The sequence below is a fragment of the Gordonia sp. (in: high G+C Gram-positive bacteria) genome (assembly GCF_049299075.1).
Taxonomy (GTDB): Bacteria; Actinomycetota; Actinomycetes; order Mycobacteriales; family Mycobacteriaceae; genus Gordonia.
The window spans coordinates 1-12,014 of the sequence record NZ_JBAQWU010000191.1 but is presented as its reverse complement, the minus strand read 5'-3'; the positions used below and the strand labels follow the sequence as shown (position 1 = coordinate 12,014).

General features: G+C 68.1%; 9 protein-coding genes and 2 pseudogenes. 8 read left to right on the top strand and 3 right to left on the bottom strand.

Annotated features, from left to right (window positions below):
* The 6 genes and pseudogenes from WAW85_RS06230 to WAW85_RS06205 form a co-directional block, all read left to right on the top strand.
* Window positions 1-383, top strand: a pseudogene (locus WAW85_RS06230) (hypothetical protein); the annotation flags it as partial.
* 16 nt (window positions 384-399) lie between these two features.
* The gene (locus tag WAW85_RS06225) at window positions 400-753 is read left to right on the top strand and encodes a DUF6802 family protein (protein WP_422558763.1); all 354 of its coding nucleotides are present in this window, start codon (window positions 400-402) and stop codon (window positions 751-753) included.
* Window positions 754-866: 113 nt separating this feature from the next.
* Window positions 867-2,693 carry a phosphoenolpyruvate carboxykinase (GTP) gene (locus tag WAW85_RS06220; protein WP_422558762.1) on the top strand — a complete coding sequence of 609 codons (1,827 nt, stop codon included), beginning with the start codon at window positions 867-869 and terminating at the stop codon, window positions 2,691-2,693.
* Between the two features lie 173 nt (window positions 2,694-2,866).
* Window positions 2,867-3,625: an ABC transporter ATP-binding protein gene (locus WAW85_RS06215; RefSeq protein WP_422558761.1), complete on the top strand. Its 759-nt coding sequence runs from the start codon at window positions 2,867-2,869 to the stop codon at window positions 3,623-3,625.
* Between the two features lie 17 nt (window positions 3,626-3,642).
* A complete protein-coding gene (locus tag WAW85_RS06210; RefSeq protein ID WP_422558765.1) occupies window positions 3,643-6,201 on the top strand; it encodes an ABC transporter permease in 2,559 nt (852 codons plus the stop codon).
* Between the two features lie 39 nt (window positions 6,202-6,240).
* Window positions 6,241-6,954: a hypothetical protein gene (locus tag WAW85_RS06205; protein WP_422558760.1), complete on the top strand. Its 714-nt coding sequence runs from the start codon at window positions 6,241-6,243 to the stop codon at window positions 6,952-6,954.
* A gap of 44 nt (window positions 6,955-6,998) precedes the next feature.
* Here WAW85_RS06205 and WAW85_RS06200 read toward each other — a convergent pair whose 3' ends face one another.
* Complete coding sequence (locus WAW85_RS06200; RefSeq protein ID WP_422558759.1) at window positions 6,999-7,748, bottom strand: class I SAM-dependent methyltransferase; 750 nt, start codon at window positions 7,746-7,748, stop codon at window positions 6,999-7,001.
* Window positions 7,749-7,777: 29 nt separating this feature from the next.
* Between WAW85_RS06200 and WAW85_RS06195 the strand changes: the two genes are divergently transcribed.
* Window positions 7,778-8,908: a glycosyltransferase family 4 protein gene (locus WAW85_RS06195; protein WP_422558758.1), complete on the top strand. Its 1,131-nt coding sequence runs from the start codon at window positions 7,778-7,780 to the stop codon at window positions 8,906-8,908.
* Here the strand turns inward: WAW85_RS06195 and WAW85_RS06190 are convergent.
* Both WAW85_RS06190 and WAW85_RS06185 read right to left on the bottom strand, forming a co-directional pair.
* Window positions 8,851-10,746, bottom strand: coding sequence for a hypothetical protein (locus tag WAW85_RS06190; protein WP_422558757.1), 1,896 nt, complete (start codon window positions 10,744-10,746; stop codon window positions 8,851-8,853). The genes WAW85_RS06195 and WAW85_RS06190 overlap by 58 nt on opposite strands.
* The gene (locus tag WAW85_RS06185; protein WP_422558764.1) at window positions 10,634-11,569 is read right to left on the bottom strand and encodes an HpcH/HpaI aldolase/citrate lyase family protein; all 936 of its coding nucleotides are present in this window, start codon (window positions 11,567-11,569) and stop codon (window positions 10,634-10,636) included. Before WAW85_RS06185 ends, WAW85_RS06190 begins: the two co-directional genes overlap by 113 nt.
* A 47-nt stretch (window positions 11,570-11,616) precedes the next feature.
* On the opposite strand from WAW85_RS06185, the pseudogene WAW85_RS06180 reads away from it, so the two are divergent.
* Window positions 11,617-12,014: pseudogene (locus WAW85_RS06180) on the top strand (polysaccharide biosynthesis protein); the annotation flags it as partial.

The window sequence follows — 12,014 nt, the reverse complement described above, 5'->3', positions numbered from 1 at the left end:
CGCCGGTGATCGGCGCGGTCGGGCGCCGGATCTGTGCCGACGAGTTGGTGCTGCTGGCGCTTGGAGCGTCCGCCGGTCTGGGCGCGGGCCGCGTGACGGTGGCGCCGCTGCTGGAGTGGGCGGGCTTCGGTGGATTGGGGACGGTGCTCACCGTGCTGATTGGGCTCGCGGTGGCCGCTGGCGTGGTGGCGGTGCGGCGGCAAGGGGCTGCGCGCGCGGCCCTGCGACGGGAGGCCAGCGAATCCATCGCGGCGATGCGCGGGACGGTCGAACATGCGGTGGCCGTCGGTCTGAGCGTCACCGAGGCACAAATCAGTCGCGATTTGCCGGTTCGCCCGCGAGTCGTGGAACCGAACGGCGCTGCTGTGCGTCCAACTCTCTAGAGAGGGGAGTTACGGCATGGACGAGTGGATGGAACCGGACGCTGCTGACGCCATGGGCGCGCACGCCGATGGCGCGGAATACTGTGGTGAGGAAAATCTCAGCGACGCCGCGCTCGACGATCATTTGTGGGTGTTCGCGGGGGAGAGTGTCTGGGACTTGGGGCCAGCGGAGGTAGATAGCAGTGCCGACGGCGTCGTCGATTCGCTGGCCAGGAGCGTCGATGGGCAGGTCACGGTGTACACCGACACCGACTCCGACGGGCAGGTTGATCGCATAACTGAGCTGGACGCGACCGGGGACTTGGCGGTCACGGCGCTCGATCCGGGGACCGGCGAATGGCGGCCGACGCAGCTTGGCCGCCTCGACTAGGACCCCGATCACCCGGGGCCGTCGGAATGGTCCTGGCTACGGCGGTAGCATGGGGGACGACCGCGCAGGCGTGGTGAACTGTGTGGCGTCCGCAATACTGAGGAGACAGCTCAATGACCGCTGCGACGATCCCCGGCCTGGAAGCCGGTAGCGCGCCCACGAATCACGCACGATTGCTTGCCTGGGTTGCGGAGGTCGCCGAACTTACTGCGCCCGATCGCGTGGTCTGGATTGCTGGCACCGACGACGAGTGGGACACGCTGACCAACGATCTGGTCGAGGCCGGGACCATCATCCGGTTGAACGAGGACCGCAAGCCGAACTCGTTCCTGGCGCTGTCCGATCCCGCCGATGTCGCCCGTGTCGAGTCGCGCACGTACATCTGCTCGGCCACCGAAGAACAGGCTGGCCCCACCAACAACTGGGTCGATCCGGCGGAGATGCGCGCCACCATGACCGAGCTGTACCGCGGGTGCATGCGCGGTCGAACCATGTTCGTCATCCCGTTCTGCATGGGGCCGCTTGGCGCCGAGGACCCGAAGCTAGGCGTCGAGATCACCGACTCCGCCTACGTGGTGTTGTCGATGAGCGTGATGACGCGCGTCGGCACCCCGGTGCTGGACCTGCTGGGCGACGACGGCTTCTTTGTCCAGGCACTGCACTCGGTGGGTGCGCCACTGGAGCCGGGTCAGGATGACGTGGCGTGGCCGTGCAACCCGGACAAATACATCGTGCAGTTCCCCGAGGATCGGGTGATTTGGTCGTACGGTTCGGGTTACGGCGGCAACGCCCTGCTTGGCAAGAAGTGCTACGCGCTGCGCATCGCCTCGGCGATGGCGCACGACGAGGGCTGGATGGCCGAGCACATGCTGATCCTGAAGCTGATCAGCCCGGAGGACAAGGTCTATTACATTGCGGCGGCGTTCCCGTCGGCCTGCGGCAAGACCAACCTGGCGATGATCGAGCCGACTCTCCCGGGCTGGCGCGCGGAGACAGTGGGCGACGATATCGCCTGGATGCGGTTCGGCGCGGACGGTCGCCTGTACGCGGTGAACCCGGAGTTCGGTTTCTTCGGCGTCGCCCCGGGCACCAGCGATGACTCGAACCCGACCGCTATGAAGACCATCGAAGCCGGCAACACGATCTACACGAATGTGGCGCTGACCGACGACGGCGACGTTTGGTGGGAAGGCCTGGGCGAACCGCCAGCGCACCTGACCGATTGGCTCGGCAACGACTGGACGCCGGAGTCCGACACCAAGGCCGCGCACCCGAACTCGCGGTACTGCACCCCGATCAGCCAGTGCCCGACGCTGGCCCCGGAATGGGACGACCCGAACGGCGTGCCGATCTCGGCGATCCTGTTCGGTGGTCGCCGCAAGACCACGGTTCCACTGGTCACGCAGGCCCGCGACTGGGAGCACGGCGTCTTCATGGGTTCCACGGTGGGCTCGGAGCAGACCGCCGCCGCCGAAGGCACCGTCGGTGCGGTCCGGCGTGACCCGATGGCCATGCTGCCGTTCCTGGGTTACCACGTCGGCGACTACTTCCAGCACTGGCTGAACCTCGGTCAGCGCGAGGGTGCCAAGCTGCCGGACGTGTTCTACGTCAACTGGTTCCGGCGCGGCGACGACGGCCGTTTCCTGTGGCCGGGATTCGGCGAGAACGGCCGCGTCCTGAAGTGGATGGTCGACCGGATCGAAGGCAACGTCGACGGCGTCGAGACGCCGATCGGCATCGTTGCCGCTCCGGAAGAGATCGATGTGACCGGGCTGGACGTTTCGCCGCAGGATCTCGCCGAGGCCCTCGCGGTGAACGCGGCGGAATGGCGCGACGAGCTCCCGTCCATCTCCGAATGGTTCGATTTCGTCGGCGAGAAGACGCCGGCCAGCCTGCGGGCCGAGCTCGACAGCCTGGCCGCACGACTGGGCCCCGCCTGATCGGCCCCGCCTGATCGGCACCATTTGTCGCGACGACGCGGCCCCGCCCACCGGTTTCCTCCGGTCGGCGGGGCCGCGTGCATCGTGTGTGCCGTCGAGCTGGACGGAACCAGAGAAGTTTGGGGGTGCTCCCCCATTGGCAGCATGCCGGTGCATCTGGAAACGTGGTTGTCATGACGCAACCAGCAGAGGCCGCATCGGCACCCGTCGCCGCAAGCGCGAAGAACATCGTCAAGACCTACGGCTCCGGCGACACCGTGGTGCACGCGCTGCGCGATGTAACGATTGACTTCAATGCCGGCCAGTTCACCGCCATCATGGGGCCGTCGGGTTCGGGCAAGTCCACGCTGATGCATGCGCTGGCGGGCCTGGACAATGTCACTGCCGGGCAGGTCACCATCGGAGATGTCCCGCTGGCCGGGCTGTCCGACAAAGAGGTCACCCGGCTGCGCCGCGACCGGATCGGGTTCGTCTTCCAGTCGTTCAACCTGGTGCCGACGCTCAGCGCCAAAGAGAACATCACGCTCCCGTTGGACATCGCCGGCCGCGAACTCGACGCCGAATGGTTCGACGCGATTGTGGCGCGACTCGGTCTGGGTGACCGGCTCACCCACCGACCCAGTGAGCTGTCCGGTGGCCAGCAGCAGCGGGTCGCCTGTGCCCGTGCCCTGGTCGGCAGACCGGACATCATCTTCGGCGACGAGCCGACAGGTAACCTCGATTCGCGCTCGTCCGGCGAGGTGCTGGCCATCCTGCGTGCGGCCGTTGACGAGTTCGGCCAGACCGTCGTGATCGTGACGCACGATCCGCGGGCGGCGTCGTACGCCGACCGGGTGGTCTTCCTGGCCGACGGCCAGCTGGTGCACGAACTGTACTCGCCGACCGCCGACGATGTCTTCGCTGTGATGCGCGGTCTGGGCGAGGAGCACTGATCGTGGCCTCTTCAGTCATGCGGAAGGTGTCGCTGCGCAGCCTCGCCGCCCACAAACTCCGACTGGTGCTCACGGTGTTCTCCGTGGTGCTCGGTACCAGCTTTGTGGCCGCTGCGATGGTCTTCACCGCCACCGTTCAGAGTTCCTTCGACAATATCTTCGAGAACGTCGCACGCGGCGTCGACGCCCAGGTGTCGGCGGCGAACCGGCAGTCGCCGGGCGTCCCGGTGCAAGTGGTGCAGCAACTGCGCGAGCAGAGTGACGCACTGGGCATTGCGCGGTTGCAAGTGGAGTACAGCGGATCAGTCACTCTCGCCGCCGCCGATGGGTCGGGTCTGCAGACCGGCGGGGCGCCCAGCATCGGGTCGGCATACACGCCGGCGAACGAGGCGATCGACGATGCGGGTCTCAAGCTCGTCGAGGGCCGGGCTCCGACTGCCCCGGGCGAAGTGGTGGTGAACACGTCGGCAGCGCAGAAGGCCGGCTTGCACGTCGGCTCGACCACTGTGGTCGCGCTGGGCAGTGGCACTGCCGCACCGCTTGAGGTGACCGTCGTCGGGCTGGTCGACATGCCAGCCGCGACCGGCGGCTTTGTCAACGTCCAGTTCTCGCGGGCGCAGGCCGAAGAGCTCTTCGGCGGCGATAAGTTTGTTGCGGCGATCGACCTGAAGGCGGTGCCAGGTGTCAGCGACACGCAGCTGCGCGACCGGGTCAACGCTGCCCTGAATCCGGCGGCCGCCGCGGATCAGACGAGTGATCCGGTCTACCAGGTGCGCACCGGTGACCAGGTACGGCAGGCGCAAAAGGATCAGGTCGGTACCGTACTGACGGTGCTGCGCTATGTGCTGCTCGCCTTCGCGGCGATTGGCCTGATCGTCGGCACGTTCATCATCTATAACACCTTCTCGATGATCGTCGCCCAGCGCAATCGCGAGCTCGCGTTGCTGCGGGCGATCGGGGCGAGCCGGAAGAACATTTCGCGTTCAGTGCTGCTGGAGGCGCTGGTCGTTGGCATCATCGGCGGTGCAATCGGGCTGGCGCTTGGTGTCGGTATCGCGGCGCTGATGAACGCGTACACCGGTGGGCAGGGTTTGCCGTCGGCGGGCCTTCAGGTCGGGCCCGCGGCGATCCTGGCGGCGGTCTTCGTCGGTGTCGTGGTGACTTTGCTGAGCGCCTGGTTCCCGGCGCGGCGGGCGTCGCGGATTCCGCCCGTGGAAGCCATGCGGCAAAGCGCGGCCGAACCGGGTGCCGGATCATTGCGCAACCGCACGATCGTCGGCGCTGGGTTGGCCGCGGTGGGTATTGTTCTGCTGATTCTCGGGATCGTGACTCAGGGTGTGGGCGCGTTGCTGCTGATCGGCGGCGCGGCGTTGCTGATCATCATTGCCGTCGTGCTGGGCGCTCCGGCGCTCTCGCAGCCGGTGGTCGGCGGTATCGGACGGGTGTTGCAAGTGCCCTTCGGAACCGTCGGAAAGCTCGCCCGAACCAATGCCGTCCGCAATCCGCGGCGCAGTGCCGCGACGGCGTTCGCACTGACCATCGGCCTGATACTGGTGGTCGTGATCGGCACCATCGGCGCGTCGTTCAAGACGATGATCGACTCGAGTGTCGACGAGAACCTGCGGGCAGATTTCGTGGTCTCGGCCAATCAGCAACCGATGTCGGCGGCCGTGGGTGCTGCCGTGGCAACGGTTCCCGACGCGCAGACCACCGTCGCCTTCGACATGGTCTTCGCCCAGCTCGACGGCGTTACCACTGCGATCACCTCGCCGATCGGCGGCGCGATGAGCGATGTGATGGTGATCAACATGGTCAGCGGCCCGGATCAGCTGGGCGGCGACGACCTGCTGATCTCCCAGCAGACGGCGAACTCGCGCAACTGGCGGGTGGGCGACTCGGTGTCGTTCACGTCGACGACGGGCGTTCGCGTGCCGGTCACCGTCAGCGGCATTTACCAGGACAACCCGGCGCTCGGCGAATGGATCATCGGTAACGCCGCCTTCGACAAGCTCACCCCGAGTGAAGCCGCCCGGATGAGCTTCGTGGTGCTGGTGAAGGGCAAGCCGGGGGTCTCCGAGACCGCACTGCGCAGTCAGCTCGAGGCGGCAGTGAAGCCATTTCTCACCGCGCAGGTGCAGAGCCGTGACCAATTCAAGAGCAGCGTCACCGGCATCATTGATTCGATTATGGCGACGCTGTACGCCCTGCTCGGACTCGCGCTGGTGATCGCCGTGCTCGGCATCATCAACACCCTCGCGCTGTCGGTGGTGGAACGACGCCAGGAGATCGGGATGTTGCGGGCGATCGGAATGAGCCGTCCGCAGTTGCGCCGCACGATCTACCTCGAGTCGGTGTATATCGCGATTTTCGGTGCCTTGCTCGGCGTCGTGGTGGGCCTGGCGATCGGATTGCCGTTGGTGCACGCGCTGCGGCACTGGGGCTTCGACGCGATCACCGTTCCGTGGCCGTTGATCGTGATCACCTTGCTGGGCTCGGCGGTGATCGGGGTGATCGCGGCGCTGTGGCCAGCGGTGTCGGCGGCCCGCACCAAACCACTCGAGGCGATCACCGAATAGTACGAATGGAGGAACACCGGTCTTCGGTAAGTTGGCACCATGACTGACGACCGGAACGATGAGCAACGCCCCTCGACTCGGCGGATGGAACCGATTGATCCGTCCGCTGGGACGGGCGCCTACCCGGCGGAGTCGCACGGGCAGCAGCCCTACGAGCCGGGTTCGTACCAGAGTGGGGCGCCCGGCCCTGACGCGTACTCGGCTGCTCCGCCACCGCAGCAGCCGGGCGACGCCCACACCGGCTACGCCGCGGAAGAGCCGGCCCGCGCGTCGACCACCGGCCGCACCGTGATGCTCTCGATGATCACGCTGCTCGCCCTGGTGCTGTTGGTCCTGGCCGGTTTCCTGGTCTACCGGAGCGTCAACGGCACCGAAGACGCGGTCGCGCCGGTGCCGGGCACGTCGACGGCGGCATCGTCGACCACCACCACCAGTGCCACCTCGTCGGCCACCACCGCTACGACGACGACCACTCCGGTCGGCACGCCGACCACTGTGACGTACCACTTCACTGGTACCGGCGGCCTGATCGCCGTGAACTACTCCTCGTCCAGCGGTAACACGGTGGTCGCCACTGCGGGTGCCCCGTGGCAGGTACAGGCCAGGGTCGGCACCGGGGACACCGCGCAGTTGACCGGCATCGTCGTGTCCGGTCAGGTGACCTGCCAGATCAAGCAGGGTGACACGATCCTCGCCGAGTCCACCGGCAACGGTGGCCCGATCACCTGCCGCGCTACCGTTCCCACGAGGTGAACGCCGCGCGGCAGTCTCCGCGTCGTCGCGCCGCCGAAGCGCGGCTACACCGACTTGTGGAGCACCATCACGAGATTGGTGGCGGCAACCTCGCGGAGGCCGGGCACGTTGACTACCGGCCAGGCCCAGCGCGGAAGGTAACGCGGGAAGGTCTGCACCAGTTCCGCATCTGCGACGTGTCGGGCCCAGTGCAGACCGGCCTGCGCGGTGATCGGGAAGAGGGATACGCCGTAGAGGTTCTTCGGTAGCCTGCCGTGGCGTCGGGTGTACCAGCGCGCCGCGCGATGGCCGCCGGCGTAATGGGTCAGACCCATCTCATGGCCGCCGAAGGGACCCCACCAGAGCGTGTAACTCAGGATGATCATGCCCCCAGGCCGTGTGACGCGGACCAGCTCGTCAGCCATCTCCCACGGCGTCGCGGTGTGTTCGGCGACATTGGACGAGTACGCGATATCCACCGAACCGGTGCGCAGTGGCAGGTGCTCGCCCTGTGCGCGGATCGCGGTGCGGTGATCGAGGCCAGCGGCGTGCATCTCGCCCGCATCTGGTTCCACGGACAGATAGTCTGCGCCGCGGCGGGTGAATGCGTCGGCGAAGAAGCCCGGGCCGCCGCCGACGTCGAGCACGGTGGCACCGGACAGCGATTCGGGGTAGAGGGCCTCGACCATCTGCGCGGTGTCCTCGGCAAGCGCTGAATAGAAGCGATCGGGCTCGGTTTGCTCGAAGGTGAACTCGTGCAGCAGCCGACGGGCCCGGCCCCAGGTGGCCTGACGAGCGAATCCGGTGGCGGACATGGTTGTCACTCTCGCATACCCTGGATTCGATGAATTCTCCGACTGAGGTGTTGCTGCTCTGCTGGCGCGACACCGGGCACCCGCAGGGCGGCGGGAGCGAGCGCTACCTGGAACGGGTCGGTGCGCAACTCGCTGCCCGCGGCGCGCGGGTCACCTACCTCACCGCGATGTACCCGGGTGCGGCCCGTCGGCAGATGGTCGACGGCATGCGGGTCCTGCGCGTCGGCGGCCGCCTCACCGTCTACCTGCGCATCCTCGGCATCCTGCTCGGTGCCCGGCTCGGGATCGGCCGGCTGGCCGGCTATTGCCCGGACGTCGTCGTCGACACCCAGAACGGTGTCCCCTTCTTCGCGCGGCTGGTCGTGCGCGCGCCGAGCGTCGTGCTGGTGCACCACTGCCACCGCGAACAGTGGCCGGTGGCCGGACCGGGCCTGGCCCAGCTCGGCTGGTTCATCGAATCGAGACTTTCGCCGTGGGTGCACCGCCGCAACCACTACATCACCGTCTCGGCGCCGTCGGCCGCCGAACTGGTTGACCTCGGCGTCGAGCCGGACCGCATCTCGGTGGTTCGCGGCGGCATCGATCCGGTGCCCGGCGGCATCGTCGACGACGATCAGCCTGCTCGCCACTACCGGCTGATCGTGGTCTCGAGGTTGGTGCCGCACAAGCAGGTCGAGCACGCGTTGGACGTGGTCGTCGCGCTGCGGGCCCGCGGCGTGGATGTGCACCTCGATGTGGTGGGCAACGGCTGGTGGTCTACCGAATTGTTGTCCCGCACACGCGAACTCGGGCTTTCCGATCGAGTGGAGTTCCACGGCTACGTCGATGAAACTGACAAGCATTGCTTGCTTGCCCGGGCTGACGTGCACGTGATGCCTTCGCGGAAGGAGGGCTGGGGCCTGGCGGTGATTGAAGCCGCCCAGCACGGTGTCCCGACCGTCGGCTATCGAAGTTCCAAGGGGCTCACCGACTCCATCGTGGACGGGGAGACGGGGGTGCTGGTCGCTGATCAGGCCGAACTCAGCGCCGTCGTGGCGCGGCTGATCGACGACCCCGGTGAGGTCACTCGGCTCGGCGAGAACGCGAAGCAGCGGGCCAGCGGTTATTCCTGGCCGGCCACCGCTGACGAGTTTGCGCGAGTTTTGCGCGACGTCAGCTGAGCCGCCGGTCCGGCGAGTAGGCACAGCAACCACAGACTGTGCGCGATGCCGGTCGCGACCCAGGCGAGTGTGGTCGGCGCCGGATACGACGCGCCACCCTCGCCGATCCGATAGACGGTGAGGTTGGGGCCCGCATAGATCCGTGCCGCGTTCTCCGCGAGAAGCGTGGGGGCGGCCGTGTTTTCGACCACCACCAGGTCGACGCCGAGATCGGCGAGCAGTGGCGGATCGCCGCCGTTCTTTAGGACGCTGATCACCTCGCGCGTGCGCTGCGTCGGTGCGTCGAGCTCGTCGTCGTCCACGCGGAGCTGACCGCCCATCACGACGGGAGCGTCGAGCATGCGGGGGAGTGGGGAGAGTGAGGGCCCGTTGTTCCACGGGTAGTCGCGCATGGGCGTGGCGGGCCAGACGGCAACGCCTCCGGGCCTCTCGGTCCGGCCGACCAGAGCGGTCACCGCGGCGTAGTCGTCTGGGTACTGGATCGGCCGCAGTTTGCCGCCGACGCCCCACGCCAGATCGGGCAGCGGGGCGACGACCAGCAGGGCGATGCCGGTGACTGCGAAGCCGGTCGGCACCCAGGTTCGCAGCCAGCCTGCGGCGGCCGCCGCGGCCAGGGCGACGAAGGGCATCGTCAGGGCGAGATACTTTTGGGTGTCGCGCAGCAGGCCCGCACCCGGTATGTGGGTGAGGGCGGCTTCCAGCACCGCTAGACCCGGTCCGGTCGCGGCCAGTGCGATGAGCGCGACGGCGGTGAGCGCAAGGATGCCGAGGGCTTTGGTCAGTGACCGGGCGGGGAGTGGCAGTCCCGGTGCGGTCCGCCGCACAGCGATGGCGCCGCCGATCACGACGAGCAAGAAGCATGCCGTCGCCACCGCCGCCCACCAGAAGCCGCGGCTGGCCGGGACCGCGTCGGCATTCCAGATACCGCCCAGACCGAGGACTGAGCCGAGGGTTCCCAGGCCGGTCTCCGCGCGCGCCGCGAACGACGCCGCGCCCCCCACGTGTCCGGATGAGCCGTCGCTGACTGCGGTGCCGACCAGCCAGGGGAGGGCGGTGATGAGCCAGAGGGCCGCCAGGGCGAGCGTTTGTCGGGCCGAAAGGCGGAGGGCGAGCGCCGCGACGACGACGACGATCAGCGCAAGCATCGAACCGGTCGGGGTGAACCCGGCGACCGCGAGCCAGCCGGTGAGGATGGCCCAGGATCGCCGTCGGGCCGGATCCTCGCGCAGGTCCAGGCTCGCGCGGACGATCCAGCCGAGCGCCGCGTAGCCGGTCAGCAGGCTCCACTGCCCCTGCAGCAGTCGTTCGGCCACCCACGGGTTCCAGGTGGCGATGATCGCCGCGGCGACTGCTCCGGCCGTGCCGGTACCGGGCAGTACGCGCTGCGCGAGGCGGCCGTAGCCGAGCCCGGCCGCCAGCAGGGCGAACGCGGTGATCGTCGCGACCATGGCGCCGCCGTCGATCCATTGGGAGCCCGCGGCGAGGAATCCGTCCTGCGGGACGGCCCGCGGCGGTGCGCCGTCGATGCCGAACGCCGCCGGGGTCAGCGCGAATTGCGGGACCGCGACCGCGTCGCGGTGCAGCAGATAGCCGCCGAACAGCGGCCCGCAGATCAGTGCGGTGAGTAGGGCGCTGACACCCGCGAGCCACGCGGACGTGATCGGCGGATCACCGTGTCGCCAAGCGTCCGTCTCCGACCTCGGGCGGCCCGGTGGGGTGTGCTCGTCAATAGTGGGTTGCCACGTCGGACGGCGGTGGGCGGTGGTCGGTGTTCGGGTACTGGTGCGAGACGATGTTGTACGACCGCGCCAGATCCAGGATTTTGGTCGCCCGCGCAATACGCGGCAGGTCCGAGCCGTTGCGGATCTCGCCGCCAGCCGCCTCGAACTCGACGAAGAACTCGCGGGCCCAGCTGATCTCGTCCTGCGACGGCGACAGCCCCTCGTTGACGGCGGCGCACTGGTCCGGTGACAGGCAGATCTTGCCGGTCATCCCGAACTCGGCGCTGATCGCTGTCGCCTCGGTGAGCTTGCGGGCACTCGAACCGATGGTCGGGCCGTCGATCGCTGAAGGCAGGCCCGCCGCCTTGGCGGCGATGGTGAACCGCGACCGCGCATAGGCCAGGGTCAGCGGGTCATCGCCGAACCCGGTGTCGCGACGGAAGTCGCCGATCCCGAAGGCCAGCCGGAATGTGCCCTTGGTGGCGGCGATTTCGGTGATCCGCTCCAGGCCGCGAGCGGTCTCCACCAGTGCCACGATCGGGACGTTCGGCAGCCGGCGCGCAGTCTCGGTGATGTGGTCGACGGACTCGACCATCGCGAGCATGACGCCGCCCACCGACGTCGTGGCGAGGGCGTCAATGTCCCCGGCCCACCACGGGGTGCCGAAACCGTTGATCCGAACCCAGTCCGAATGCCCGTCGTTCATCCAGTTCACGACGTTGTCGCGGGCGGCCAGCTTGTCTTTGGGGGCGACGGCGTCCTCGATGTCGAGGATCACAATGTCGGCCCGCGAGCGGGAGGCGGCGCCGAAGCGGTCCTGCTGGGCGCCGTTCACCAGAAGCCAACTGCGTGCCAATACCGGATCAATGCGGGAGCCCGGTTCGACGGCGGGGTCGGGTTCGGTGAGGGGTTCGGTGTCGTACCTCGCCCACCAGTCTATACGCGGCTGACCGCTGCATCCGCGGGTAGGGGACGGTGATCGGAGGCGTGCGCACCGGGCAAGGCAAACTGGTCGTCATGCCCGACGCCCGCAGGACCCGGCCGCCCGGTGCTGTCCGCTCCCTTGGGGTGGTCACGGCGGGCTCGCTGGTGGCAAATCTGCTCGCCTATGCGGTGCAGCTTCCTGCCAGCCGCCTCCTGGGCCCGGCCGGTTTTGGCGAGTTTGCCGTGCTGTCTGCGGCGATGCTGGTGCTGTCGGTGCCTGCGCTGGCGCTGCAGAGTGTGGTCGCGCGGGAGGTGGTGCGCGGCGCGCAGACGCGCGCGCTGTGGCGGCTGATCGCCGTGGTCACCGCGGTGGTCGCGGTGGCTTCGGTCGGTGCAGCCTTCGGCATGATGGCGATCGCTAATACCGGCGCCGCCCCCGCGTTCGCGGCAATGGCTGGCGC

Excerpts from the sequence above, each read along its gene's own strand:
- WAW85_RS06195 (WP_422558758.1), top strand. The coding sequence starts at position 7,778 with ATGAATTCTCCGACTGAGGTGTTGCTGCTCTGCTGGCGCGACACCGGG.
- WAW85_RS06220 (WP_422558762.1), top strand. The coding sequence starts at position 867 with ATGACCGCTGCGACGATCCCCGGCCTGGAAGCCGGTAGCGCGCCCACG.
- WAW85_RS06200 (WP_422558759.1), bottom strand. The coding sequence starts at position 7,748 with ATGTCCGCCACCGGATTCGCTCGTCAGGCCACCTGGGGCCGGGCCCGT.
- WAW85_RS06215 (WP_422558761.1), top strand. The coding sequence starts at position 2,867 with ATGACGCAACCAGCAGAGGCCGCATCGGCACCCGTCGCCGCAAGCGCG.
- WAW85_RS06205 (WP_422558760.1), top strand. The coding sequence starts at position 6,241 with ATGACTGACGACCGGAACGATGAGCAACGCCCCTCGACTCGGCGGATG.
- WAW85_RS06210 (WP_422558765.1), top strand. The coding sequence starts at position 3,643 with ATGCGGAAGGTGTCGCTGCGCAGCCTCGCCGCCCACAAACTCCGACTG.
- WAW85_RS06225 (WP_422558763.1), top strand. The coding sequence starts at position 400 with ATGGACGAGTGGATGGAACCGGACGCTGCTGACGCCATGGGCGCGCAC.